The sequence below is a fragment of the Serratia sp. KH_031 genome (assembly GCF_057839655.1).
In genome coordinates this window covers 4,062,264-4,088,811 of record NZ_CM174496.1, presented here as the reverse complement: position 1 = coordinate 4,088,811, position 26,548 = coordinate 4,062,264, and the positions used below count along the sequence as shown (strand labels likewise).

Here is a 26,548-nt window from a genome sequence, read left to right as displayed (position 1 = left end):
TATGGCGGATTATCAGGGTAAAAAAGTCGTCATCATCGGATTGGGTCTAACCGGCCTGTCCTGTGTTGATTTCTTCATGGCACGTGGTGTGACGCCGCGCGTTATGGATACCCGTATCACGCCTCCGGGGCTGGATAAACTGCCTGAGAGCGTTGAACGCCATGTAGGCTCTCTGAATATAGACTGGTTGCTGGCAGCGGATTTGATCGTCGCTAGCCCTGGTGTGGCCTTGGCAACCCCAGAATTAGCCACCGCTGCCGAAGCGGGAGTCGAAATTGTTGGTGACGTTGAGCTGTTCTGCCGCGAAGCGCAGGCGCCGATCGTGGCTATCACTGGCTCTAACGGTAAAAGCACCGTCACCACCTTAGTGGGTGAAATGGCGAAAGCGGCCGGTTGGGCGGTTGGCGTAGGCGGTAATATCGGCTTACCCGCGCTGAGTCTGTTAGGACAGGAATCCCAGCTCTATGTGCTGGAGTTATCGAGCTTCCAATTGGAAACTACGACCAGTCTACAAGCTGCGGCAGCGACCATCCTCAACGTGACCGAAGACCATATGGATCGCTATCCATTGGGTCTGCAACAGTACCGTGCAGCCAAGTTGCGAGTGTATGAGAGCGCCAAAGTTTGTGTGGTGAATGCGGACGATGGTTTGACCATGCCTGTGCGTGGCGCCGATGAGCGTTGCGTCAGCTTCGGTGTGGACGTTGGCGACTATCACCTCAACCGTCAACAAGGCGAGACTTGGCTGCGAGTGAAGGGTGAGAAAATCTTGAACACTCGCGAGATGAAGCTGGTAGGCCGCCATAACTATACCAATGCGCTAGCGGCGTTGGCGCTGGCGGATGCGGTGGAGATCCCTCGCGCTTCCAGTTTGAAAGCTTTGACTACCTTCACCGGTTTGGCGCACCGCTTCCAAATGGCGTGGGAACATAACGGTATACGTTGGATTAACGATTCCAAAGCCACCAACGTCGGTAGCACAGAAGCGGCGTTGAACGGTTTGCATATCGACGGCACGTTGTATTTGTTGCTGGGTGGCGATGGCAAGTCGGCAGATTTCTCGTCGCTGGCGCGTTATCTGCAAGGGGACAATATTCGCTTGTATTGCTTTGGTCGTGATGGAATTCAACTGGCGCAACTGCGTCCAGAAGTCAGCACTCTGACCGAAACCATGGAACAGGCAATGCGAGATATTGCCACCAAAGTGCAACCGGGCGATATGGTGCTGTTGTCACCGGCCTGCGCCAGTTTGGATCAGTTCCGTAATTTTGAAGTCCGTGGCGATGAGTTTGCCCGTCTGGCACAGGAGCTTGGCGGATGAGACTACGGATGCCGGCGTTCGGCCTGACTGACAAACTGAAAGACTGGGTGATGGGCACGCGTGAAAGCGATGCCGCCACCATGGTGCTGTATGACCGCACTTTGTTGTGGTTAACCTTCGGTCTGGCGATTATCGGCTTTGTGATGGTCACCTCGGCGTCGATGCCGATTGGTCAGCGTCTGGCAGAAGACCCGTTCCTATTCGCCAAGCGTGATGCGTTGTATCTCGGTTTGGCCTTTGGTCTGTCTCTGGTCACGTTACGTATTCCGATGGACGTGTGGCAGCGCTATAGCAACGTCATGTTATTGCTGTCGATTGTATTGCTGCTGATCGTATTGGTGGTCGGTAGCTCAGTTAACGGGGCGTCGCGCTGGATCTCGCTTGGCCCGCTGCGTATTCAGCCAGCGGAACTGTCCAAGTTGTCATTGTTCTGTTATCTGGCCAGCTATCTGGTGCGTAAAGTTGAAGAAGTGCGCAGCAACTTCTGGGGTTTCTGTAAACCGATGGGCGTGATGGTGGTGCTCGCGGTATTACTGCTGGCGCAGCCGGATCTCGGTACCGTGGTAGTTCTGTTCGTGACCACATTGGCGATGTTGTTCCTCGCGGGTGCCAAGCTGTGGCAGTTCTTGGCGATTATCGGTTCAGGGATCTTCGCGGTAGTGCTGCTCATCATCGCTGAACCTTACCGTATGCGCCGCGTAACTTCGTTCTGGAACCCGTGGGCCGATCCGTTTGGCAGTGGTTATCAGTTGACCCAATCGCTGATGGCCTTTGGTCGCGGTGAGTTCTGGGGACAAGGCTTGGGGAATTCAGTACAGAAATTGGAGTATTTACCTGAAGCACACACCGATTTCATCTTCTCGATTTTAGGAGAAGAGTTGGGCTATATCGGTGTGGTTTTTGCCTTGTTGATGGTATTCTTCGTGGCTTTTCGTGCTATGTCCATCGGCCGCCGCGCATTAGAGATTGACCAACGCTTCTCCGGATTTTTGGCTTGTTCCATCGGTATCTGGTTCAGTTTTCAGGCATTAGTTAACGTCGGTGCGGCAGCGGGTATGCTGCCGACGAAAGGCTTAACCTTGCCGCTGATCAGTTACGGTGGTTCGAGTTTGTTGATTATGTCGACAGCGATTGTGCTGTTGCTGCGAATTGATTACGAAACACGCCTGACGAAAGCGCAGGCGTTTGTGAAGAGGTAAGGGATGAGCGAACCCAAGCGTTTAATGGTGATGGCAGGCGGTACTGGCGGACACGTGTTCCCAGGGCTGGCGGTCGCGCATCATCTGATGGCGCAAGGCTGGCAGGTGCGCTGGCTCGGCACTGCCGACCGTATGGAAGCCGATTTGGTGCCAAGGCATGGGATCGAGATCGATTTCATCCGCATTTCTGGTCTGCGTGGCAAAGGGCTGATGGCTCAACTGACTGCTCCGGTGCGTATCTGGCATGCAGTACGCCAGGCGAAGGCGATCATGAAAAGTTATCAGCCGGATGTGGTGCTGGGTATGGGCGGTTATGTTTCTGGCCCCGGCGGTTTGGCAGCATGGTTGTGCGGCGTTCCAGTAGTACTGCATGAGCAGAACGGTATCGCAGGTTTAACCAATCGCTGGTTGTCGCGTATTGCCAAAAAAGTTTTACAGGCGTTCCCAGGTGCATTCCCCAATGCGGATGTGGTGGGTAACCCGGTACGCACCGATGTGTTGGCGCTACCGTTGCCAGACAAGCGTTTAGCTGGGCGTGAAGGTCCAACTCGCGTACTGGTTATTGGCGGAAGTCAGGGCGCTCGAGTGCTGAATCAGACAGTTCCTGCAGTCGCGGCGCATTTGGGCGATAAAATAACGCTCTGGCATCAGGTAGGAAAAGGCGCACTGGAGCAGGTGATGGCGGACTACCAAAAGGTAGGGCAGACCCAGCACAAAGTGACCGAATTTATTGACGATATGGCCGAGGCCTACGCGTGGGCGGATGTGGTGGTGTGTCGTTCTGGCGCACTGACCGTCAGCGAGATTGCTGCCGCGGGTCTGCCTGCGATCTTCGTGCCGTTCCAACACAAAGACCGTCAGCAGTACTGGAACGCACGCCCGCTGGAAGAAGCTGGCGCTGCGAAGATTATCGAACAGCCGCAGTTTACCGCTGATGTTGTCGCGGAACTGTTGGCTAGTTGGGATCGCCCAACGTTACTGGCGATGGCTAAAAAAGCGCGTGCCGTAGCGATTCCTGATGCCACCGAACGCGTGGCGGCAGAGCTGGTTCGACTGGCTAAATAATGTAGGGGCTCGGTATACCGAGTTCGAATAAAGCACATGAAATGTAGGGTTCGAATGGTTGAACCCAGATAGAGAGAGTGATGAATACACAACAATTGGCGAAACTACGCACTATCGTGCCTGAGATGCGACGCGTCCGGCACATTCACTTTGTCGGCATCGGTGGTGCTGGCATGGGTGGTATCGCTGAAGTGTTGGCTAACGAAGGTTATCAAATCAGCGGCTCGGATCTGGCTCCGAACCCGGTAACCCAACAGTTGAGCGCGCTTGGCGCAACGATTTACTTTAATCATCGCCCTGAGAACGTGCTGGATGCCAGCGTAGTGGTGGTTTCTACCGCTATCCCGGCCGATAACCCGGAGATCATTGCCGCACGTGAGGCGCGTATTCCGGTGATCCAGCGTGCCGAGATGTTGGCTGAATTGATGCGTTTTCGCCACGGTATTGCCATCGCGGGTACGCACGGCAAAACCACCACCACGGCAATGGTTTCCAGCATTTATGCGGAAGCTGGGTTGGACCCTACCTTCGTTAATGGCGGTTTGGTGAAGGCGGCAGGCACTCATGCTCGTTTAGGTTCAAGCCGTTACCTGATTGCGGAAGCCGATGAGAGCGATGCATCGTTCCTGCATCTGCAACCGATGGTGGCGATTGTGACCAATATCGAAGCCGACCATATGGATACTTACCAAGGCGACTTCGAAAACTTGAAGCAGACGTTCATTAACTTCCTGCATAACCTACCGTTTTACGGGCGCGCAGTGCTGTGTGTGGACGATCCCGTGGTGCGCGAATTGCTGCCACGGGTTGGGCGTCACATTACCACTTACGGTTTTAGCGAAGATGCTGACGTGCGAGTGGAAGATTATCATCAGAGCGGCGCACAAGGGCATTTCACTCTGCGTCGTCAAGACAAGCCATTGTTGAGTGTTACCCTGAATGCACCGGGGCGTCATAACGCATTGAACGCGGCGGCTGCGGCTGCGGTGGCAACCGAAGAAGGTATCGACGACGAAGCGATTCTACGCGCGTTGGCTGGTTTCCAAGGCACTGGACGCCGTTTCGATTTCCTCGGTGAATACCCACTGGCGGCGGTAAACGGTAAAGAAGGCAGTGCGATGCTGGTGGATGATTACGGTCACCACCCAACCGAAGTGGATGTGACCATTAAAGCGAGCCGTGCTGGTTGGCCGGAAAAGCGCTTGGTGATGGTCTTCCAACCGCACCGTTATACCCGTACGCGCGATCTGTATGACGATTTCGCGAACGTGCTGTCGCAGGTCGATGTATTGCTGATGCTGGAAGTCTATTCGGCGGGTGAAGCGCCGATCCCAGGCGCTGATAGCCGCTCGCTGTGCCGTACTATTCGTAGCCGTGGCAAGCTGGATCCGATTTTAGTGTCTGACGCTGACACCACGCCAGAAGTGCTGGCACAGTTGCTGCAAGGTGATGATTTAGTTCTGGTTCAAGGGGCAGGTAATGTGGGCAAAGTTGCTCGTAAACTGGCTGAGCTGAAACTGCAACCACAGAAAAAAGAGGAGGAACATCATGGCTGATAAAGTGGCTGTATTGCTGGGTGGCACCTCCGCAGAACGTGAAGTGTCATTGAATTCAGGCGCGGCGGTGTTGGCCGGCCTGCGCGAAGCCGGTATCGACGCACATGGCATTGATACTCGCGATGTTCCTGTGACTGATTTGAAAGCGAAAGGCTTCAGCAAAGTCTTTATCGCACTGCATGGCCGCGGTGGTGAAGATGGCACTGTGCAAGGAATGCTGGAATACCTCGGTTTACCGTATACCGGTAGCGGTGTGATGGCCTCCGCGCTGACTATGGACAAATGGCGCACCAAAATGGTGTGGCAGTCTATGGGTCTGCCGGTGGCGCCTTATGTGGCTCTACATCGCCCGGATTTCTCCGGTGAGCAGCGTCAGACACAGTTGAACAGCATCGAAGCGCTGGGGCTGCCGCTGATCGTCAAGCCGAGCCGTGAAGGTTCCAGCGTAGGGATGAGTAAAGTCAGTGTGCGCGAAGAGTTGAACGCGGCGCTGGAAGAAGCTTTCCGCCATGACGACGACGTGCTGGTCGAAAAATGGTTGAGTGGGCCGGAATATACTGTGGCGTTTTTAGGTGACAAGGTGTTGCCTTCCATTCGTATTCAACCGGCGGGCGTGTTTTACGATTACCAAGCTAAATATATCTCTGACGACACACAGTATTTCTGCCCAAGTGGTTTGAACGCCGAGCAGGAAAGTGAACTGGCTACGTTAGCGGTACGTGCCTACCGCGCTCTGGATTGCAGCGGTTGGGGACGAGTGGACGTGATGCAAGACAGCGATGGCAGTTTCTATCTGTTAGAGGCTAACACCTCGCCGGGTATGACCAGCCATAGTCTGGTGCCCATGGCGGCGCGTCAGGCGGGGTTAACCTTCTCGCAATTAGTCGCGAGAATTTTGGAACTGGCTGACTGATATGTCACAGGCGGCGCTGAATGTGCGCGAGCGTGAGGTGGATAGCAGCCCACGTCGCAATAACGGAACCCAGTTGGCGGGGATTATCTTCCTGCTGATGGTGTTGGGTACCGTGCTCTGGAGCGGTTGGGCTGTCGTAGGTTGGATGAAAGATGCCAGTCGCCTGCCACTCTCTAGACTGGTGTTGACCGGTGAACGGCATTACACCACCAACGATGATATCCGTCAGGTGATTCTGGCGTTGGGCGCGCCGGGCACTTTTATGACGCAAGATGTCGATGTCATTCAACAACAGATTGAACGTTTGCCGTGGATCAAGCAGGCCAGCGTGCGTAAACAATGGCCGGATGAGCTGAAAATTCATCTGGTGGAGTATGTCCCAGTCGCGCGTTGGAATGATTTGCACATGGTGGATGCCGAAGGTAAATCGTTCAGCGTACCGGCAGAGCGAAGCAAACAGAAGCTGCCGCTGCTCTATGGTCCTGAAGGGAGTGAGCAAGACGTTCTAGAAGGCTATCGCGCCATGAGCAGCTTGCTGGCAGCGCATAAATACACGCTGAAAATGGCGTCGATGAGTGCTCGTCACTCTTGGCAATTGGCGTTGGATAACGATGTTCGCATTGAACTGGGGCGTGACGATCGGATGGGACGTTTGCAGCGCTTTATCGAGCTGTACCCGGTGTTAGAGCAACAGGGGCTGGCTGAGAACAAGCGAGTCAGTTACGTCGATTTACGTTATGAATCGGGTGCCTCGGTCGGTTGGGTTCCGGTACCCATAGATCCAGCGATGGGTGAGCAGGCAACAGGCGATCGGCAAAACAGTAATCAGCAACAAAATCAGGCACAGGCAAAACAACAATGATCAAGTCGACGGACAGAAAACTGGTAGTTGGACTGGAGATCGGTACTGCAAAAGTCTCCGCATTGGTAGGTGAAGTTCTGCCCGATGGCATGGTCAATATTATCGGGGTGGGCAGTTGTCCATCACGCGGTATGGATAAGGGTGGCGTGAACGATCTGGAATCGGTAGTGAAGTGCGTACAGCGCGCTATCGATCAGGCTGAATTGATGGCCGACTGCCAGATCTCTTCGGTTTACCTGGCATTGTCCGGTAAACACATTAGCTGCCAGAACGAAATTGGCATGGTGCCGATTTCGGAAGAAGAAGTGACTCAGGACGACGTGGAAAACGTCGTGCATACCGCCAAGTCGGTACGCGTGCGTGATGAGCACCGTATTTTGCATGTGATCCCGCAGGAATACGCCATCGACTACCAGGAAGGTATCAAGAATCCGGTCGGCCTTTCCGGTGTGCGTATGCAGGCCAAGGTGCACCTGATCACCTGCCATAACGATATGGCAAAGAATATTGTCAAAGCCGTTGAACGTTGCGGCCTGAAAGTTGACCAATTAATTTTCGCCGGTCTGGCCGCCAGCTATGCGGTACTGACCGAAGACGAACGCGAACTCGGCGTCTGTGTGGTGGATATCGGCGGTGGCACCATGGATATGGCGGTGTACACCGGTGGCGCATTGCGTCACACCAAAGTGATCCCTTATGCGGGGAACGTGGTCACCAGCGATATTGCCTATGCCTTCGGCACGCCGCCGACCGACGCGGAAGCGATTAAAGTTCGACACGGCTGTGCGCTTGGGTCGATTGTTAGCAAGGATGAGAGTGTAGAGGTGCCTAGCGTTGGTGGGCGCCCGCCACGTAGTCTGCAAAGACAGACACTGGCGGAAGTCATTGAGCCACGTTACACCGAACTGTTGAATCTGGTTAACGATGAAATTTTGCAATTGCAGGAGCAACTGCGTCAGCAAGGGGTTAAGCATCATCTGGCAGCGGGTATTGTGCTGACTGGCGGTGCCGCCCAGATCGATGGCTTGGCAGCTTGTGCGCAACGGGTGTTCCACACTCAGGTACGCATCGGCCAACCCTTGAACATCACTGGGCTGACGGATTACGCACAGGAGCCTTACTACTCAACGGCGGTAGGTCTTCTGCATTACGGAAAAGAGTCTCACCTTAGCGGTGAGGCAGAAGTAGAAAAACGCGCCTCAGTGGGCAATTGGTTTAAACGTATCAATAGCTGGCTGAGAAAAGAATTTTAATGTTTTAACAAAGGGATCATGCTGAGTCATCTTTTTATGATCCCGCAGCGACAGGCACAAAACGGAGAGAAACTATGTTTGAACCAATGGAACTAACCAATGACGCGGTGATTAAAGTCATCGGCGTCGGCGGTGGCGGTGGCAACGCCGTTGAACACATGGTGCGCGAGCGCATCGAGGGTGTTGAATTCTTTGCCGTTAATACAGACGCTCAGGCGCTACGTAAAACGGCTGTTGGCCAAACCATCCAGATTGGTAGCGGTATTACCAAAGGTCTGGGTGCGGGTGCTAACCCAGAAGTGGGTCGTAACTCTGCGGAAGAAGACCGCGAAGCTCTGCGTGCCGCCCTGGAAGGTGCAGACATGGTATTCATCGCAGCCGGTATGGGCGGCGGTACCGGTACCGGTGCTGCGCCAGTAGTGGCTGAAGTTGCCAAAGATCTGGGTATTCTGACCGTAGCCGTAGTGACCAAGCCTTTCAATTTCGAAGGCAAAAAGCGTATGGCATTCGCGGAACAGGGTATCGCTGAGCTGTCCAAGCACGTGGACTCGCTGATCACTATCCCTAACGACAAGCTGTTGAAAGTGTTAGGGCGTGGTATTTCTCTGCTGGACGCTTTCGGCGCGGCTAACGACGTTCTGAAAGGTGCAGTGCAAGGTATTGCTGAGCTGATCACCCGTCCGGGTCTGATGAACGTCGACTTTGCTGACGTGCGTACCGTGATGTCCGAAATGGGCTATGCCATGATGGGTTCTGGCGTCGCTTGTGGTGAAGACCGTGCGGAAGAAGCGGCAGAAATGGCGATCTCCAGCCCACTGCTGGAAGATATCGACCTGTCTGGCGCTCGCGGCGTGCTGGTCAACATTACGGCGGGCTTCGATCTGCGCTTGGATGAGTTCGAAACTGTGGGTAACACCATTCGTGCTTTCGCTTCCGACAATGCGACCGTCGTTATCGGTACTTCATTGGATCCGGAAATGAACGACGAACTGCGTGTCACTGTGGTTGCGACCGGTATCGGCATGGACAAACGTCCAGAAATCACCCTGGTTACCAACAAACAGGCTAGCCAGCCAGTGATGGATCACCGTTACCAGCAGCACGGTATGTCTCCGCTGCCACAGGAAGTTAAACCTGCGGCGAAAGTGGTGAACGATCAAAACCCGCAACCGAATAAAGAGCCTGATTATCTGGATATCCCAGCCTTCCTGCGTAAACAGGCAGACTAGGAATAAACTGATAATTTGGAATCTCCGCTCTTTGTGCTAAACTGTCCCGCCGACTTTGCTATATGCTGAGTCGGTTGGATGGATAACATTGCGAGATAAAACGATGATCAAACAAAGGACATTAAAACGTATTGTTCAGGCGACTGGTGTCGGTTTACATACCGGCAAGAAGGTCACGCTGACAATGCGCCCAGCGTCGGCTAATACCGGGGTCATCTATCGTCGCACTGACTTGAATCCACCGGTTGATTTTCCGGCTGATGCAAAATCCGTGCGCGACACCATGCTATGTACTTGCTTGGTGAACGAGCATGACGTACGTATTTCTACCGTTGAGCACTTGAATGCTGCGCTGGCTGGGTTAGGTATCGACAACATCGTTATCGAAGTTGATGCTGCCGAGATCCCAATTATGGATGGTAGTGCGAGTCCGTTCGTATATCTGCTGTTAGATGCAGGTATCGAAGAACTGAACTGCGCGAAGAAATTCTTGCGTCTGAAAGACACCGTGCGTGTTGAAGATGGCGACAAGTGGGCTGAACTGTCCCCGCATAACGGGTTCCGTTTGGACTTCACTATCGACTTTAACCACCCGGCGATCGACTCCAGCACGCAACGCTACCGTCTCGATTTTTCTGCCGACTCGTTCGTGCGTCAAATCAGCCGTGCGCGTACCTTCGGTTTCATGCGTGACATCGAATACTTACAATCCCGTGGCTTAGCTTTGGGGGGGAGTTTCGATTGCGCTATCGTGGTGGATGACTACCGCGTATTGAACGAAGACGGTTTGCGCTTTGAAGATGAGTTTGTTCGTCACAAAATGCTGGACGCCATCGGCGACCTGTTCATGTGTGGGCACAACATCATTGGTGCGTTCACTGCATACAAGTCAGGCCATGCTCTGAACAACAAACTGCTGCAAGCAGTGTTGGCAAAACAAGAAGCATGGGAATTTGTGACGTTCCAGGACGAAGCCGAAATGCCATTGGCATTCAAAGCACCGTCCACCGTATTGGCGTAAGCTGATACCGCTGGTTTTCATTTATTAGCGACTAGCATCGTTGGTACTCTCTCCGGCCAACGATGCCAGTCGCTCCAATATTTTGCGTAATTTCTCTGGGCTACGGCTCGCCAATCCTCGTAACTGCTGCGCACTTTCCTGACTCAACTGCCGCATTGGCGGAGCTGACGCGTCATTATTTTTTGCCGATTTTTCGTCACCTTTCACCTGATTACTCCCTTTCGCCATTAACGCGGGATTAATCCTGATGTCGATTGACGACAATGATGGTAGAATTTGCGCCCGTAGTGCAGATAATAGATTCGGTTGTTCATAACGCAGGCGCATCATCCAGCTGGCGTTTGCCGTTTCTAGCACTAAAATACCTTGTCTGAAATTGGCGACACGGCACCACGGATGCAGTTGGGCGGGTAATAATCCCCTGACAGCTCGGTTAAGCTTGAGCAGCGCGATAGCGCGTTGCTGGACGTTATGCAGCGGCCCTTGGTCGGCAGCGGACGCGTCGTCAAACAGGACATCTAATAATTGTGGACGGCTATCACGCATGATGGGCTCCGGCGGATAAAAGACTCGTGATCGGTATTCTAAATCGTTGGCGACAATTTGGCAGACGTTATTTTTGGCCTCATCTCTTATTAGGGATGGTAGCGGCCACGCTTGGCGCGCCACAAAACCTGTCCAACGCATCCGATCAGGCCGCGCTTCCGAGCACTTCGTCCAGTTTAAATCGCCAAAATTCAGCGAGTAACGCTTTCAACAATCTAGCGTTACTGCAAGAAGTGCACCGCCGACCCACGTTTAGCGTTGATTATTGGCAACAGCATGCACTGCGTACCGTTATTCGTCACCTTTCTTTCGCTCTGGCACCGCAAGTGGTTTATGCGCGCGTGCAGGAAGCCGAAACTGAAGCGGTCGAGCAACCATTACAAGTGGCTCAATTGGCACTGCTTTCCACGCTCAATGCGCTATTGACGCATGAGCCGAAGCCGCCAACCATTATCCGCGACACCTTACATTCCGTTATCCCTTCTTTGGCGCAGCATCAGATCGGGCTATGGCTCGCACAGGTGCAGGGTATTCGCGCCGGACCTAGCGCTGTTAGTTGATTTCGCCCTTCTCGGGCAATGAAAAATGCAACAAAAATTAATCAAAACAGCTTGTTGATAGCGAATCTACGCTATCACATCAGAGACATCGAGAATTATGTTAATCAAATTATTGACCAAAGTTTTTGGTAGCCGCAACGATCGTACACTGCGCCGCATGCGCAAAGTGGTTGAGATGATCAACCGTATGGAACCGGACATGGAAAAACTGTCCGATGACGAACTGAAGGCTAAAACGCAGGAGTTTCGTGCCCGCTTGGAAAAAGGTGAAGTGCTGGAGGTTTTGATCCCAGAAGCCTTTGCCGTGGTGCGTGAAGCGAGTAAGCGTGTGTTCGGCATGCGTCACTTTGACGTCCAGTTGCTGGGTGGCATGGTGTTGAACGATCGTTGTATCGCGGAAATGCGTACGGGTGAAGGTAAAACCCTGACCGCAACTCTGCCTGCTTATCTGAATGCCTTGAGCGGTCGTGGTGTGCACGTGGTTACCGTCAACGACTACTTGGCACAGCGTGATGCCGAAAACAACCGTCCTCTGTTCGAGTTCCTGGGCCTGAGTGTCGGTATCAACCTGCCTGGTATGCCAGCGCCAGCTAAGCGTGAAGCTTATGCGGCCGACATCACTTACGGTACCAACAACGAATACGGTTTTGACTATCTGCGCGACAACATGGCGTTCAGCCCGGAAGAGCGTGTACAGCGTAAACTGCACTATGCGCTGGTGGATGAGGTTGACTCCATCCTGATTGATGAAGCACGTACTCCACTTATCATCTCCGGCCCGGCTGAAGACAGCTCCGAGATGTACATTCGTGTTAACAAGCTGATTCCTAAACTGATCCGCCAAGAGAAAGAAGACTCTGATACCTTCCAAGGTGAAGGTCACTTCTCGGTTGATGAGAAAGCGCGTCAAGTTCACTTGACCGAACGTGGTCTGATCCTGATCGAAGAAATGCTGATGGAAGCCGACATGATGGATGAAGGTGAATCGCTGTATTCACCGACTAATATCATGTTGATGCACCACGTTACCGCAGCACTGCGTGCCCACGTGTTGTTCACCCGTGACGTTGATTACATCGTTAAAGATGGCGAAGTCATCATCGTTGATGAGCACACCGGTCGTACCATGCAAGGTCGTCGCTGGTCTGACGGTTTGCACCAAGCGGTAGAAGCAAAAGAAGGTGTGGAGATCCAGAACGAGAACCAAACTCTGGCGTCCATCACCTTCCAGAACTACTTCCGTCTGTACGAAAAATTGGCCGGTATGACCGGTACTGCGGACACCGAAGCTTTCGAATTTAGCTCGATCTACAAGCTGGATACCATCGTGGTGCCAACCAACCGCCCAATGATCCGTAAAGATATGCCGGATCTGGTCTATATGACTGAGTTGGAGAAGATCGGTGCGATCATTGAAGATATTCGTGAGCGTACCAGTAACGGTCAACCAGTACTGGTTGGTACCATTTCGATCGAAAAATCTGAAGTGGTTTCCCGCGAGTTGACTAAAGCTGGTATTGAACACAAAGTTCTGAACGCCAAATTCCACGCCATGGAAGCGGATATTGTGGCCAATGCCGGTCAGAGTAGCGCGGTCACTATCGCCACCAACATGGCGGGTCGTGGTACTGACATTGTGTTAGGTGGTAGCTGGCAGACCGAGTTGGCACAGTTGGAAGAGCCTACTGAAGAACAAATTGCCGCAATCAAAGATGCTTGGAAAATCCGCCATGATGCCGTTTTAGCTGCAGGTGGTTTGCATATTATTGGTACCGAACGTCATGAGTCACGCCGTATCGATAACCAGTTGCGTGGCCGTTCTGGTCGTCAGGGTGATGCCGGTTCATCTCGCTTCTACCTGTCGATGGAAGATGCGCTGATGCGTATTTTCGCCTCAGATCGTGTGTCAGGTATGATGCGCAAACTGGGGATGAAAGAAGGCGAAGCGATTGAGCACCCGTGGGTGACTAAGGCGATTGCCAACGCGCAGCGCAAAGTGGAAAGCCGTAACTTCGACATTCGTAAGCAACTGTTGGAATACGATGATGTTGCCAGCGATCAGCGTCGTGCGATCTACAGCCAGCGTAACGAATTGCTAGACGTGTCTGACGTGAGTGAAACCATCACGAGTATCCGTGAAGATGTGTTCAAAGCCACCATTGATAGCTACATCCCGCCACAATCGCTGGAGGAAATGTGGGATGTTACTGGTTTGGAAGAACGTCTGAAAAACGACTTTGATCTGGAGATGCCAATCGCCGAGTGGTTGGACAAAGAGCCACAATTGCATGAAGAAACGCTGCGCGAGCGTATTCTGGAAAACGCCAAAGAAAGTTATGCACGCAAAGAGGAAGTAGTTGGTGCTGACATGATGCGCAACTTCGAGAAAGGCGTGATGCTTCAAACGCTGGATTCCCTGTGGAAAGAGCATTTGGCGGCGATGGATTACCTGCGTCAAGGTATCCATTTGCGTGGTTATGCGCAAAAAGATCCAAAGCAAGAATACAAGCGTGAATCTTTCAACATGTTCGCTACCATGCTGGAATCACTGAAATATGAAGTGGTTAGCGTATTGAGCAAAGTACAGGTGCGGATGCCGGAAGAGGTCGAAGCGCTGGAGTTGCAACGTCGTGAAGAAGCCGAGCGTTTGGCGCAGCGTCAGCAACTGAGTCATCAGGAAGAGAATGCGTTAGTCACTGAGCGTGATCCGAATACACCGGCCGTTGCTGAGCGTAAGATCGGCCGTAACGATCCTTGCCCATGTGGTTCTGGTAAGAAATACAAACAGTGCCACGGCCAGTTGCAGTAATCGGTTACTAGCTAATAAGTATTAACATTCTAAGGGTTCGGCATCACGCTGAGCCCTTTTTTCTTGAATCAGGAGGATGCGATGAAACATCTGAACATCGCCGTGGGGATTATCCGTAATTCTCAGCAAGAAATTTTTATCACTCGCCGGGCGGCAGATTCACATATGGCGGGGTTTTGGGAATTTCCCGGTGGCAAAATTGATCAAGGGGAAACCCCAGAGCAAGCATTACACCGTGAGCTGCATGAAGAAACTGGGATTAAAACCGAACGAGCAGAATTACTGGAAGTGTTGGAGCACCAGTTCCCTGATCGTATCGTGACGCTGCACTTTTATTTGGTGGAAGCGTGGAGCGGCGAACCCTTTGGTCGTGAAGGACAGCCGAAGCGCTGGGTCAAACAGGCTGATTTACTAGAAGATGAATTCCCGCCCGCCAATATCAGCATTATTCAACTGTTGGTGACACAGGCGAATGCTGCGCAATAAGTTTATTGGCCTGAGTGATATCAGGCCAATTTCTGACGATCAGTGATCGTCTGCTTCCGACCACTCATCGCTATCCGACAAATCACCACTGCTTGGAATACGCTTCTCTTCGTCGGCCCATTCGCCAAGATCGATCAACTGGCAGCGCTTGCTGCAAAATGGTCGGAAGGGACTGATTTCACCCCAAACCACGTCATTACCACAGGTTGGGCAAGGTACTACGGTTGTCATTAATTTCTCCCTATGTTGATTAGCAACAGGCTAATTCAAACGTCAATCGTTCTGGCACGTGCCCATGTTCGCTATCCAAGGGTAGGAAACGAATCGCATAGCGTGTTTTGTGGCCGGAGACTTGTGGGTAAAGCTGATGAGTCAGATCAATGCGTAAACGCAATAAATCAGCACCTTCGGCATTATCTTGGAAGAATCCATTCAAACTGATTTGATTGCGGAATTGACCCGCCTGCCGCACTAGATCCAGTATCATGGTTAACGCCTGACTCAGTGGTTCCAGTGAAGTCAGCCATTCGGCGACATCGGCATCGCGTTCGTGTTGGGCGACGTGCATCCACATATGTAACGTCGGTAAATCAAAGCTACAGCAACCGCCGGGGATCCCCAAGCGCTGACGCACTAAGCTGATTAAACGATCTTCTCGCAACATTTGTCCCATACGCGGGGCAGACATCAATACAGAAGCACGTTGTTTCAACTGGGCACGTAACTGATCGATAACCGACATATCTACGCCGGGAACATCAGTCCATAGCAGCAGTTTTTGTTGCTGTCGTTCCAACTCTTTGAGTAATTCAGTACGCACTTCTCCACGTTCCAATACGTCGAGCAAATCGGCGATGGTGCGGAAAAAGGTCAGGGCGTTAGCGGTGTCATGCAGGATTCGATGGGTATGTAACTGCTGTAATAAAAATTCGATACGCAGCCAAGTACGCATTTTTTCATTCAATGGGTGTTCAAATAGAACGGTTGGAGAAGCGTCACTCATTCAATTAATCCTGTCGGGTCGCTAATGCTGCCAGCTCAATATAGCGGCGATGCAGTGCGGCAACCAGCGGCTCTATCCTTTGGGCCGTGCCGCTATTGTCGATAACGTCATCCGCCACCGCCAAACGCTGCTCGCGCGTGACCTGGGCAGATAAAATATTTAATGCCTGTTGCTGGCTAATGCCATCACGGGCGATAGTACGTGCCAATTGGGTTTCTTTATCTACATCCACGACTAACACGCGATCCGCACTGGTCTGGAGTCGGTTTTCCACCAACAATGGCACCACCCACAGCGCATAAGGTTGGTTCACTTGCGCTAATTGACGCTGAGTTTCCTGCTGGATTTGTGGGTGTAACAGCTGGTTTAACCAGACTTTCTCTTCCGGATGGTCAAAGATGCGCTGACGTAACATAGCGCGATTGAGCGAACCGTCAGCCTGCAATATTTGATTACCAAAATGTTCGGCTATGGTAGCCAAAGTAGGGCTACCGGGTTCCACTACTTGGCGGGCGATCACATCGGCATCTACCACAGCCACACCATGGCGAGCAAAAGCATCAGCCACGGTGGATTTACCGCTGCCAATACCGCCTGTCAACGCAACAATGTAGGTCATGGATTTGAAGTTCACCGAAAAATAATAGACGAATCATAAAGCGATCACACAGAAGTGCAAGTCAACCCGTGTCGATCAGCTTGCACTGTAAGCGGTGATGGCGTGATAAATGTGTTCAGTCTGTAAAAATGCGCGGCGGGTCACACTGTCGTTTCGACAGTAAATTTGTCGGATTGTAGCGTAAATAAAGGTGAAATCGCAGTCTTGTCCGGCGATTATTTGTGCGTATGATAGCATCACTGGAACTCTGGCTAGAACAAGGTTCGAACTTAATTTATGCGATCCGTCGCCAAATACCAGGAAATCATGAGTCATGCGTATTGAAGAAGATTTGAAGTTAGGTTTTAAAGATGTACTGATTCGTCCAAAGCGTTCTACGCTGAAAAGCCGCTCTGAAGTTGAACTAGAGCGTCAGTTTACCTTTAAACATTCAGGCTGGAACTGGTCCGGTGTGCCAATTATTGCCGCTAATATGGATACAGTCGGCACCTTCCGCATGGCTGAGGTTTTGGCCTCCTTCGACGTACTTACCGCCGTTCATAAACATTATACCGTTGAACAATGGGCTGAGTTTGTTAAGCGCTCCTCTGAATCCGTACTGCGTCATGTGATGGTTTCTACAGGTACCTCCGAAGCTGACTTCGTGAAAATGAAGCAAATTCTGGCATTGTCCCCTGCGTTGAAATTCATCTGTATTGATGTGGCAAATGGCTACTCCGAGCACTTTGTTGCCTTCTTGAAGAAAGCCCGCGAAGCTTGCCCAACTCACGTTATCTGTGCGGGTAACGTTGTTACTGGCGAAATGGTTGAAGAACTGATTCTGTCAGGTGCTGATATTGTTAAAGTAGGTATCGGCCCTGGTTCTGTTTGCACCACTCGAGTGAAAACCGGTGTGGGTTATCCGCAACTTTCTGCGGTGATCGAATGTGCCGATGCGGCGCACGGTCTGGGTGGTCAAATCGTTAGTGATGGTGGCTGTTCCGTACCGGGTGACGTTGCTAAAGCCTTTGGTGGCGGTGCTGACTTTGTCATGCTGGGTGGTATGTTGGCCGGCCACGACGAGTGTGAAGGCACGGTAGTAGAAGAAAACGGTGAGAAATTCATGCTGTTCTATGGCATGAGCTCTGAGTCTGCGATGAAGCGCCATGTCGGTGGTGTTGCACAATACCGTGCCGCTGAGGGTAAAACGGTCAAGTTACCGCTACGTGGTTCCGTTGAATTTACCGTGCGCGACATCTTGGGTGGCCTGCGTTCAGCCTGTACTTATGTTGGTGCCGAGCGCCTGAAAGAATTAACTAAACGCACGACCTTCATCCGCGTCGCGGAGCAGGAAAACCGTGTGTTTGGTAGTAAGTAAAGGTTAATGCTTCACAACAAACCCGGTGAAAGCCGGGTTTGTTGTTTTTACGGCTATTGTTTTTACGTTTATTGCTTCTACCCCAGCACATTGCCCAATTGAAAGATCGGTAAATACATCGCGATCACTAACGCCCCCACGATCCCACCAACCACTAACATCAGTATCGGTTCCAAGGTTTGTGCCAACGTATCCGCTAACTCATGGGTTTGTTGCTCATGCCAGATAGCGAGTTTTTCCAACAAAGTATCCAGCGTACCGGACTCTTCCCCCACGCGGACGAGCTGTTGGCATAGGGAAGGGAATAGCGTTTGTTGCCCTAATGCATAATGAAACTGTTGTCCTTGAGTGAGTTGTTGTTGGATAGTTTCCAGTGCTTGGCGGTAAAACAAGTTGTCTACTGATAACGTCGCCGCATTCAGTCCTTCAACTAGCGTCAGCCCGGCCTGTTGGGTCATGGTGAGAATACGGAAAATCTGGCTTAGGCAGCTCCCTTTAACCAATTGTGAAATCAAAGGTAAGTGCAACAAGATCTGTTGTTCACGTTGATGCCACTGAGGTAATGGGTGCCATTTACGCCAATAAAACCCAATCGCTCCGGCCAGCAGCAATGAAAGGTAAGGACCGGTGTTAATGAGAAAAGTGGAGAGATTTAACAATCCTTGGGTAAACCACGGCAAAGGGGCGTTGAATGATTGGTAAACCTTGGCGAACTCTGGCAACACCATCACTAGCATTAATACGCTAACCAGCAATGCGACGACGCAAATGAACAACGGGTAGCGCAGGGCTTTCACTACCTTCTTCTGTAATTTTTGCTGTGCTTCCTGCTGCTGAGCCAATTGTAGGCAGCAGCGATCGAGGTTACCGGTCAGTTCGCCAATGGCGATTAACTGCCGGTAAATCAATGGGAAGATGTCTTGGTGCTCACTAATCACTTCTGAAAAGGGTTGTCCTTGGGAGACGCTTTGGGCAATTTCCGACAGTAAACAACGCCATGCGGGGGATTGGTGTTCTTTGGCTAACAATTGCAATCCATTGACCAATGGCAGCCCCGCTTGTAACAAGGTGGCTAATTGACGGGTGAATTGGATTAAGTTTTCTCCCCGCCATTGGCGCTGAGCCACCTGTTTACCCCTTTTCATCTGAAGCGGCTGTAAGCCTAGCTCGATCAGTTGCTGGTAAACCTGAGTTTGTTCATCCGCAAATGATTCTCCTAATTGGATCTCTCCTTGGTTATCGATCGCCTGCCAGAGAAATAAACGCCGTGTTTTCATCAACTCGCCCCAATATCGCTACCGATACCTACGACGCGGTAAACCTCTTCCAACGAGGTAAGACCTTGTTCGACTAAGGTTAAACCCGCATGTAGCAACGTCGTTTGCCCTTGCGATTGGGCAATTTCCGCGAGTTGGGTGGCGGGAGCGTTTTGCAATAGACCATGTTGGATTTCTGGCGTGATATTCAACAACTCATAAATCCCTACGCGGCCGTAGTAACCACCAAAGCAGTGTTCACAGCCTTCGGCACGCCACGGAGTGAGGGGTTCCGGCCAGATGTTTTTCGGGAAGTGCAGCAGTTCAATCTGGGGATAACGGCAATGCGGGCATAAGCGCCGTACTAAGCGTTGGGCAATCACCAGTTTCAGGCAAGAGGCTAACAGATAACCGGGAATACCCATTTGCGTCATACGTGTCAACGTTTCGCTGGTGGAGTTAGTATGCAGCGTTGATAACACCAGGTGGCCTGTTTGGGCCGCTTTGACGGCGATTTCGGCGGTTTCTTTATCGCGGATCTCGCCGATCATGATCACGTCGGGATCCTGTCGTAGCAAAGCACGTAATACACGAGCGAAATCTAGATCGGTTTTACTGTTGATCTGAGTCTGATTGATACCAAATACCGGGATCTCGACGGGATCTTCCACACTGCACAAATTGCTTTGTACATCGTTCAACTGGCGCAATCCACTGTACAAGGTGACGGTTTTACCGCTACCAGTGGGCCCCGTCACTAGGATCATACCCTGTGGATTAGTGAGTGCTCGGGCATACAGCCCTAATGCACTTAAGCTCATGCCTAACTGTTCCAATGGTAGCTCTTGCCTATCGGTTTGCAGGATCCGTAGTACGACTTTTTCACCGTGCAATGTCGGTAGGGTAGAGATCCGCATTGAATAGCTAGCATTGTCTAATTGAACGCTGAGTTGGCCATCTTGGGGTAGGCGACGCTCGGCAATATCCAACTGCCCCATGATTTTCAAGCGGGCGGTAAGGCGTGCTGCCAACAGGAAAGGCGGTGAAGCAATTGCCTGTAAGACGCCGTCAATACGTAAGCGGATACGTAGCTGGTTTTGATAAGGTTCGAAATGAACGTCAGAAGCACGACGCTGGATCGCCGTACGCAATGTCTGATTAATAAACTGCACGACTGGCGCATCGCTATCGTCATTTAACGAAGGAGTGACTTCTACGGACGTTTCTGGTTCGGAAGGGGGTTGCTGTTGGCTTTGTGCCTGCTCCAATCGAGCCAACGGCCATTGTTCTACCACGATGCTTTTTCCAGTGGCAAAGCGCAGCGCTTTTAGCAGTGCCGAAGGGATTTCTCCATACAAGGCGATAGTCAGTTGTCGTTTATCCTCACTCAATGCCAGCGCCTGATAGCGCTGGCACAGAGCATGGATTTCATTACTGATTTCCATGTTCATCATCATTATTCCGCTGTGTCGTCAAAACGGAACACTTCTTGACAGGTTTCCAGCAGATTGTTGTTAGTGCTAGTGCACTGACGAGTCCAGCGGGTCAGCCCGGTACTGTCTTGTGTCGGCGTTAATGCCACTGACAATCCTTGCAAAGTTTGTGTCCCCGTGAGGGTGATAACCCCTTTACTTACCTGAATTGCGCTGATGTAACGCGATGTTGCACCGGTAGGAATGCCTTTGTTACCCGCATCACAGCCAGTGGTGCCGCCACCTTCCAACACGCAAAGCTCGACCGCCATTTTGTATGGCGTCATGGCCTGTAACATGTCAGTCATGGCGGCTTTCTGGATATAGCGCTGATAAGCCGGAATACCAATAGCGCTCAGAATGGCGATGATGGCGATCACCACCATCAGTTCGATCAAAGTAAAACCACGTTGTGTTTCCATTGCACTGCTTCCTCCATAGTGATGAGGAAGTCACGGTAATGCGCCTTAAATCAGGCTGCGAGAGGCAATGAACGACAATGCGTAATGCTTCCACAGGAATTTGCTGGAGTTACATGGCGTTGAAAAATGCTGCGGTGAGCTTCGCAAATTTGAATGGGGAAAAAGACCTCCCCAGCTATTGAGGAGGTGAGGGCATTATTTAAACCGCATAGAGAGATCGAGGGCGGTGACGTGCTTGGTTAGCGCGCCAACTGAGATGTAATCCACGCCGGTTTCGGCGAAGGTGCGCAAGGTTTTCTCGGTAACGTTGCCAGAGACTTCCAACTGCGCGCGGCCTTGAGTTAGGGCGACAGCGTCTCGCATCATCTGAACGCTGAAGTTATCCAGCATCACGATGTCAGCACCGGCATCCAACGCCTGTTGCAGTTCATCCAGCGATTCCACTTCCACTTCTACTGGCACATCCGCATGCAAGCTAAAGGCTTGCTCCACCGCGTTCTTGATCGAACCTGCGGCGATAATGTGATTTTCTTTGATCAAGAAGGCATCGGATAAACCGAGGCGATGGTTACTGCCGCCACCACAAAGAACGGCGTATTTGAGTGCGGTTCGCAGCCCTGGCAGTGTTTTACGCGTATCCAATAAACGCGTTTGAGTGCCTTGCAGCAGTTCAACATAATGGCTGACCACCGTCGCGACACCAGCCAGCGTCTGGATAAAGTTCAGCGCGGTACGTTCACCGGTTAACAACACGCGTGCCGAACCGCTTAAATGGCACAACGCTTGGTCTGGCAGCAAACGATCGCCATCTTTCACCAGCCATTCCACTTTTACCTGATGACCTAACTGGATAAACACTTCATCCAACCAGCGTTGACCGCAGAATACGCCAGCTTCACGGGTGATAATGGTGGCTTCAGCCTGTTTGTCTGCCGGTAATAGTTGAGCGGTAATATCGCGCTTTGTGTCAACTTCGCCACCCAAATCTTCGCGTAGCGCCAAGGCAACGCTCGAGGGGATATCACTTTCAATACGTGCAAGCAGTTCGGTACGACGCTGATCGGCGCTGTAGCGGCGTGTCGGCATGGAAAACTCCAGTAAAGGCAAAGGGAATTGAGGGAACATGCTACCTTGTCGAAGGCCAGAGCATCAAGGCTGTTACTACGACGCTATTCGGGTATTATCCAATACTAGGTTGGGGACGATAAAAGAAGAGGATTCGCGGATGACACTGTTTTCGCTGCTGCTGGTTTTGGCGTGGGAGCGCTTGTTCAAACTGGGAGAACATTGGCAGTTGGATCATCGCCTTGAGGCGTTGTTCCGCCGATTGCATAAGGTTTCATTAGCTCAGACACTAGCGTTGTTTATTGGCTGGATGGCTATCGTCTGGGTGATTTTATGGTCGTTGCAAGGTTTGCTTTTTGGCGTGGTGACGTTGATTTTGTGGATTGTCATCGGGCTGCTATGCGTGGGCGCGGGGATCAAGCGGAAACATTATCGCGCCTATTTGAAGGCGGCGCGTCAGGGTGATGCTCATGCCTGTGAACAGATGGCGGAAGAATTAGCGTTGATCCACGGTTTACCAACGGAATGCACCGAAGAAGAGCGTTTGCGCGAATTGCAGAATGCGTTGTTGTGGATTAACTATCGCTACTATTTAGCGCCGTTGTTTTGGTTCGCGGTCGGCGGAGCGGTTGGGCCAATCGCATTGATGGGATATTCATTCCTGCGCGCATATCAAACCTGGTTAGCGCGGCATAATACGCCACTGGAACGTGCTCAATCGGGCATTGACCGCTTATTGCATTGGTTAGATTGGATACCTGTTCGTTTGGCCGGTGTGGCTTATGCGTTGTTTGGGCATGGTGAGAAGGCGCTGCCTGCGTGGTTTGCCTCATTAGGCGATCTACATACTTCGCAATACCAAGTGTTGACCCGTTTGGCACAGTTCTCACTGGCGCGCGATCCGCATTTGGATCCGGTTCAAACACCACGGGCGGCGGTGACGCTAGCACGGAAAGTGACGATGATTATCGTGGTGGTTGTGGCGTTGCTGACAATTTACGGAACGTTGCTGTAATTGGTGTAGCGGGTGCCTTTGGCACCCGCAAAAATATTACAGTTTGGCGAAGCAGCGGCGTGCTGCATCAATGGTACGCTGAATATCTTCTTTACTGTGGGCTACTGACATAAAGCCGGCTTCGAACGCTGAAGGTGCCAAATACACCCCTTCTTCCAACATCAGATGGAAGAAGCGTTTGAAGCGTTCCACATCGCATTTCATCACGTCTTGATAACCGGTTACGCTGTCAGCATCGGTGAAGAACAGGCCGAACATACCGCCGACGTTGTTAACTACCAGCGGAACATTTTCTTCTTTCGCGGCGTTCAGTAGGCCTTCTGACAGCATTTCGGTCAGCTCGGTCAGGGTTTGATGAACACCAACCTGTGAGACTTCGGTCAGGCAAGCGAAACCGGCCGCCATCGCGATGGGGTTGCCGGACAGCGTCCCCGCCTGATAAACCGGGCCAGTTGGCGCCAATGCTGCCATCACATCACGACGCCCACCAAAAGCCCCCACCGGCATACCGCCGCCGATGATTTTGCCCAAGCAGGTTAGATCGGGCACTACGTCGTAGTAAGCCTGCGCACCCGCCAAGGCGACGCGGAAACCGGTCATCACTTCGTCGATGATCAGCAGCGCACCATATTTGTCACACAGTGCGCGCAGACCCGGCAGGAACTCCGGCAGCGGTGGGATGCAGTTCATATTACCAGCTACGGGCTCGACGATAATACAAGCGATTTCGGATGGATACTGCTCGAACGCCGCTTGCACCGAGTCCAGATCGTTATAGGTACAGGTCAGCGTGTGCTTGGCGAAATCTGCCGGTACGCCTGGTGAGTTGGGTTGGCCGAGTGTCAGAGCACCAGAGCCAGCCTTAACCAGCAGACAGTCTGCGTGACCGTGGTAGCAACCTTCGAACTTGATGATTTTATCGCGGTTAGTAAAGCCGCGCGCCAGACGGATGGCACTCATGGTGGCTTCAGTCCCCGAGTTCACCATGCGGACCATATCCATGGTTGGCACCAACTCGGTGACCAACTCGGCCATTTTGACTTCCATCTCGGTCGGCGCACCGAAGCTCAGACCACGCTGTGCCGCTTCGATCACCGCATTACGGATTGACGGATGGTTATGCCCGAGCACCATTGGGCCCCAGGAACCGACGTAATCGATATAAGCTTTACCGTCGGCATCAAACAAGTAGGCACCGTCCGCCCGCTCGATAAAGAGGGGGGTACCGCCCACTCCGGTGAATGCACGCACCGGGGAGTTCACCCCGCCGGGGATCAACTGTTGCGCCTGGGCATACAGACTCTCGGACTTACTCATTTATCGGCTCCTGATTTCCATTGGAATATTTTTGATTGGGCTATTCTAAAGGAAGTGTACACAGTAATGAAACGATCACAGTCAGATACCTATTTTGAGGGGCGATCGGTGCCAGAGTGAGCTAGAATAGCCAACTTCGCTATTTGTATTACTTATCCCACTGAATTCCACTATGACAGAGATACAACAAAAGCCACTACGGACACCCCATCTGAAACGCAGCGATAGGGTGCGGCAATTTATGCGCCGCGATAAAACACCGGTCGCTATTTTAGTGATGGCGGCGTTGGTCGGCACCTTAGCTGGCCTACTGGGCGTCGCTTTTGAAAAAGCGGTGGGCTGGGTGCAGCAAGAGCGTTTGGCGACGCTGGCACATGTGGCGGATTACTGGATCTTGGCTTGGCCGCTAACCTTTATCATCTCTGCGGCGTTAGCGGTGCTGGGTTATTACCTAGTGCGGCGCTTTGCGCCAGAAGCTGGTGGTTCGGGCATTCCTGAAATTGAAGGTGCGCTGGAAGAGTTACGCCCGGTGCGTTGGTGGAGAGTGATCCCGGTAAAATTTATTGGCGGTATGGGCACCTTGGGTGCAGGCATGGTGCTGGGGCGCGAAGGGCCAACGGTACAGATGGGCGGCAACGTTGGGCGTATGGTGCTGGATATTTTCCGCATGCGTGGAGCCGAAGCGCGTCACTCTTTGTTGGCGACCGGTGCCGCAGCCGGACTTTCGGCGGCATTCAATGCGCCGTTGGCAGGCATTCTGTTTATCATCGAAGAGATGCGTCCGCAGTTCCGCTATAACCTGATCTCGATAAAAGCGGTGTTTATCGGGGTTATCATGTCTACCGTGGTGTTCCAAATCTTCAATGGTGAACACGCCGTGATCTCGGTAGGAAAACTCTCTTCTGCACCGATTAATACGCTGTGGCTGTATTTGGTATTAGGGGCGATTTTTGGTGCAGTCGGGGTGATGTTTAACGCCATGATTTTCCGTACCCAAGATATGTTTGCTCGATTGCACGGCGGTAATCTACGTAAGATTCTGATGATTGGCGGTATTCTCGGCGGCGTGTGCGGCATTCTGGGGTTGATCCAGCCAGAAGCGGCGGGTGGCGGTTTTGGTTTGATCCCGGTTGCCGCTGCCGGTAATTATACCGTTGGCGTATTGATGTTTATTTTTATCGCCCGTGTCGTGACGACGTTGCTGTGCTTCGGTTCTGGCGCGCCGGGCGGTATTTTTGCACCGATGTTGGCGCTGGGAACGCTGTTTGGCACCGCGTTTGGTCTGGCGAGCAGCCATCTGTTCCCGCAGTATGGTATCGAAGCGGGAACTTTCGCTATCGCCGGTATGGGGGCATTATTTGCTGCTACAGTTCGTGCACCGTTAACGGGGATCGTATTGGTGCTGGAAATGACCGATAACTACCAACTGATTTTGCCGATGATTATTACCTGTTTGGGGGCCACGCTGGTGGCACAATTCCTAGGCGGCAAGCCGCTGTACTCCTCGATTTTGGAGCGTACGTTGAAAAAGCAGGGGCAGCAGGCAGCGGAGCAAACAGGTAAAGAAAATGCTACAAATGCGGTGAATAGTTGAACGTAACACTCAACTATTGGATAATCGGTAGAGTTGATCAAACGATAGTTTGGTATTGAGTGATGTTGGGAGTTAAGTATGAGCGATGAAACAGCACTGCCCCTGCAATTTACCGAGGCAGCAGCAAGTAAGGTGAAGTTCCTGATTGCTGATGAAGAAAATCCGAACCTGAAGTTACGGGTTTACATTACCGGTGGCGGTTGCAGCGGATTCCAATACGGCTTCACTTTTGACGATAAGGTCAACGACGGCGATATGACCATCGAGAAGCAAGGCGTTGCGCTGGTGGTTGACCCAATGAGCCTGCAATATCTGGTCGGTGGTTCGGTTGATTATACCGAAGGGCTAGAAGGTTCCCGTTTCGTGGTTACTAACCCGAACGCCAAAACGACCTGTGGTTGCGGTTCTTCGTTCAGCATCTGATATACCCGTCATACTTGAAGCTGCATCTTTGTTGGCTGCTCTTACTCACCCGAATCACTTACTGGCGTAAGCTCATCGGGACTCGTTCGTTTGCCGCCGCGATGCAACTCCAATTATTTAGGGTATAGGTTGTATTACCGACAAAAAGAAACCCGCTAGCCTAATGGTTCGCGGGTTTTTGTTTT

The 26,548-nt window shown here is 52.0% G+C and carries 25 protein-coding genes; 16 read left to right on the top strand and 9 right to left on the bottom strand.

The annotated features are described in order from the left end of the window. Position 1 precedes the first annotated feature (1 nt). The 9 genes from murD to lpxC all read left to right on the top strand — a co-directional run bounded on the left by murD (position 2) and on the right by lpxC (position 10,419). Positions 2-1,321 carry a UDP-N-acetylmuramoyl-L-alanine--D-glutamate ligase gene (gene murD, locus AC3ISQ_RS18390; RefSeq protein ID WP_489348833.1) on the top strand — a complete coding sequence of 440 codons (1,320 nt, stop codon included), beginning with the start codon at positions 2-4 and terminating at the stop codon, positions 1,319-1,321. Next, on the top strand, positions 1,318-2,520 hold the full coding sequence (gene ftsW, locus AC3ISQ_RS18385) for a cell division protein FtsW (RefSeq protein WP_489348831.1): 1,203 nt from the start codon (positions 1,318-1,320) through the stop codon (positions 2,518-2,520). Before murD ends, ftsW begins: the two co-directional genes overlap by 4 nt. A gap of 3 nt (positions 2,521-2,523) precedes the next feature. Continuing rightward, on the top strand, positions 2,524-3,585 hold the full coding sequence (murG, locus tag AC3ISQ_RS18380; RefSeq protein ID WP_489348829.1) for an undecaprenyldiphospho-muramoylpentapeptide beta-N-acetylglucosaminyltransferase: 1,062 nt from the start codon (positions 2,524-2,526) through the stop codon (positions 3,583-3,585). Positions 3,586-3,665: 80 nt separating this feature from the next. Continuing rightward, entirely contained in the window at positions 3,666-5,141 is a 1,476-nt protein-coding gene (gene murC, locus AC3ISQ_RS18375; protein WP_489348827.1) for a UDP-N-acetylmuramate--L-alanine ligase, read from the top strand. Further along, the gene (locus tag AC3ISQ_RS18370; RefSeq protein ID WP_489348825.1) at positions 5,134-6,054 is read left to right on the top strand and encodes a D-alanine--D-alanine ligase; all 921 of its coding nucleotides are present in this window, start codon (positions 5,134-5,136) and stop codon (positions 6,052-6,054) included. The genes murC and AC3ISQ_RS18370 overlap by 8 nt, the downstream gene beginning before the upstream one ends. A 1-nt stretch (position 6,055) precedes the next feature. Beyond that, a complete protein-coding gene (gene ftsQ / locus AC3ISQ_RS18365; protein ID WP_489348824.1) occupies positions 6,056-6,916 on the top strand; it encodes a cell division protein FtsQ in 861 nt (286 codons plus the stop codon). After that, on the top strand, positions 6,913-8,169 hold the full coding sequence (gene ftsA, locus AC3ISQ_RS18360; RefSeq protein WP_445651384.1) for a cell division protein FtsA: 1,257 nt from the start codon (positions 6,913-6,915) through the stop codon (positions 8,167-8,169). Before ftsQ ends, ftsA begins: the two co-directional genes overlap by 4 nt. A 74-nt stretch (positions 8,170-8,243) precedes the next feature. Then, positions 8,244-9,398 carry a cell division protein FtsZ gene (ftsZ, locus tag AC3ISQ_RS18355; protein ID WP_489348821.1) on the top strand — a complete coding sequence of 385 codons (1,155 nt, stop codon included), beginning with the start codon at positions 8,244-8,246 and terminating at the stop codon, positions 9,396-9,398. Between the two features lie 103 nt (positions 9,399-9,501). Next, on the top strand, positions 9,502-10,419 hold the full coding sequence (gene lpxC, locus AC3ISQ_RS18350) for a UDP-3-O-acyl-N-acetylglucosamine deacetylase (protein ID WP_489348820.1): 918 nt from the start codon (positions 9,502-9,504) through the stop codon (positions 10,417-10,419). 24 nt (positions 10,420-10,443) lie between these two features. Here the strand turns inward: lpxC and AC3ISQ_RS18345 are convergent, their stop codons facing one another. After that, the gene (locus tag AC3ISQ_RS18345; RefSeq protein WP_489348818.1) at positions 10,444-10,965 is read right to left on the bottom strand and encodes a DUF721 domain-containing protein; all 522 of its coding nucleotides are present in this window, start codon (positions 10,963-10,965) and stop codon (positions 10,444-10,446) included. A 26-nt stretch (positions 10,966-10,991) separates the two neighbouring features. Between AC3ISQ_RS18345 and secM the strand changes: the two genes are divergently transcribed. The 3 genes from secM (at position 10,992) to mutT (ending at position 14,820) form a co-directional block, all read left to right on the top strand. Further along, positions 10,992-11,525 carry a secA translation cis-regulator SecM gene (gene secM, locus AC3ISQ_RS18340; RefSeq protein ID WP_489348817.1) on the top strand — a complete coding sequence of 178 codons (534 nt, stop codon included), beginning with the start codon at positions 10,992-10,994 and terminating at the stop codon, positions 11,523-11,525. A 97-nt stretch (positions 11,526-11,622) separates the two neighbouring features. After that, the gene (gene secA, locus AC3ISQ_RS18335; protein WP_489348815.1) at positions 11,623-14,334 is read left to right on the top strand and encodes a preprotein translocase subunit SecA; all 2,712 of its coding nucleotides are present in this window, start codon (positions 11,623-11,625) and stop codon (positions 14,332-14,334) included. Positions 14,335-14,415: 81 nt separating this feature from the next. Beyond that, positions 14,416-14,820, top strand: coding sequence for an 8-oxo-dGTP diphosphatase MutT (mutT, locus tag AC3ISQ_RS18330; protein WP_489348813.1), 405 nt, complete (start codon positions 14,416-14,418; stop codon positions 14,818-14,820). Positions 14,821-14,859: 39 nt separating this feature from the next. Here mutT and yacG read toward each other — a convergent pair whose 3' ends face one another. The 3 genes from yacG to coaE are packed head-to-tail and all read right to left on the bottom strand — an operon-like array spanning position 14,860 to position 16,442. Beyond that, positions 14,860-15,051 carry a DNA gyrase inhibitor YacG gene (gene yacG / locus AC3ISQ_RS18325; protein WP_489348811.1) on the bottom strand — a complete coding sequence of 64 codons (192 nt, stop codon included), beginning with the start codon at positions 15,049-15,051 and terminating at the stop codon, positions 14,860-14,862. A 19-nt stretch (positions 15,052-15,070) separates the two neighbouring features. Further along, a complete protein-coding gene (gene zapD, locus AC3ISQ_RS18320; protein WP_489348809.1) occupies positions 15,071-15,823 on the bottom strand; it encodes a cell division protein ZapD in 753 nt (250 codons plus the stop codon). 4 nt (positions 15,824-15,827) lie between these two features. Beyond that, complete coding sequence (gene coaE / locus AC3ISQ_RS18315; protein ID WP_489348807.1) at positions 15,828-16,442, bottom strand: dephospho-CoA kinase; 615 nt, start codon at positions 16,440-16,442, stop codon at positions 15,828-15,830. A gap of 313 nt (positions 16,443-16,755) precedes the next feature. On the opposite strand from coaE, the gene AC3ISQ_RS18310 reads away from it, so the two are divergent. Further along, positions 16,756-17,799, top strand: a complete 1,044-nt coding sequence (locus tag AC3ISQ_RS18310) for a GMP reductase (protein WP_489348805.1) — start codon at positions 16,756-16,758, stop codon at positions 17,797-17,799. Between the two features lie 77 nt (positions 17,800-17,876). On the opposite strand, the gene hofC is transcribed toward AC3ISQ_RS18310, so the two are convergent. The 4 genes from hofC to nadC all read right to left on the bottom strand — a co-directional run bounded on the left by hofC (position 17,877) and on the right by nadC (position 22,035). Beyond that, positions 17,877-19,076: a protein transport protein HofC gene (hofC, locus tag AC3ISQ_RS18305; RefSeq protein WP_489348803.1), complete on the bottom strand. Its 1,200-nt coding sequence runs from the start codon at positions 19,074-19,076 to the stop codon at positions 17,877-17,879. Continuing rightward, positions 19,076-20,506: a type II secretion system protein GspE gene (gene gspE / locus AC3ISQ_RS18300; protein WP_489353370.1), complete on the bottom strand. Its 1,431-nt coding sequence runs from the start codon at positions 20,504-20,506 to the stop codon at positions 19,076-19,078. The genes hofC and gspE overlap by 1 nt, the downstream gene beginning before the upstream one ends. Positions 20,507-20,511: 5 nt before the next feature. Beyond that, positions 20,512-20,949 (bottom strand): prepilin peptidase-dependent pilin, encoded by a 438-nt coding sequence (gene ppdD / locus AC3ISQ_RS18295; protein ID WP_489348801.1) that lies wholly within the window; start codon positions 20,947-20,949, stop codon positions 20,512-20,514. 195 nt (positions 20,950-21,144) lie between these two features. After that, a complete protein-coding gene (gene nadC, locus AC3ISQ_RS18290) occupies positions 21,145-22,035 on the bottom strand; it encodes a carboxylating nicotinate-nucleotide diphosphorylase (protein ID WP_489348800.1) in 891 nt (296 codons plus the stop codon). Positions 22,036-22,174: 139 nt separating this feature from the next. Here nadC and ampE point away from each other — a divergent pair, with 139 nt between their 5' ends. Then, positions 22,175-23,029 (top strand): beta-lactamase regulator AmpE, encoded by an 855-nt coding sequence (ampE, locus tag AC3ISQ_RS18285; RefSeq protein ID WP_489348798.1) that lies wholly within the window; start codon positions 22,175-22,177, stop codon positions 23,027-23,029. A 36-nt stretch (positions 23,030-23,065) separates the two neighbouring features. Here ampE and hemL read toward each other — a convergent pair whose 3' ends face one another. Continuing rightward, on the bottom strand, positions 23,066-24,346 hold the full coding sequence (hemL, locus tag AC3ISQ_RS18280; protein WP_489348797.1) for a glutamate-1-semialdehyde 2,1-aminomutase: 1,281 nt from the start codon (positions 24,344-24,346) through the stop codon (positions 23,066-23,068). Positions 24,347-24,518: 172 nt separating this feature from the next. Here hemL and clcA point away from each other — a divergent pair, with 172 nt between their 5' ends. Then, positions 24,519-25,940 (top strand): H(+)/Cl(-) exchange transporter ClcA, encoded by a 1,422-nt coding sequence (clcA, locus tag AC3ISQ_RS18275; protein WP_489348795.1) that lies wholly within the window; start codon positions 24,519-24,521, stop codon positions 25,938-25,940. Positions 25,941-26,018: 78 nt separating this feature from the next. After that, positions 26,019-26,363: an iron-sulfur cluster insertion protein ErpA gene (erpA, locus tag AC3ISQ_RS18270; protein WP_095095769.1), complete on the top strand. Its 345-nt coding sequence runs from the start codon at positions 26,019-26,021 to the stop codon at positions 26,361-26,363. Positions 26,364-26,548 lie beyond the last annotated feature (185 nt).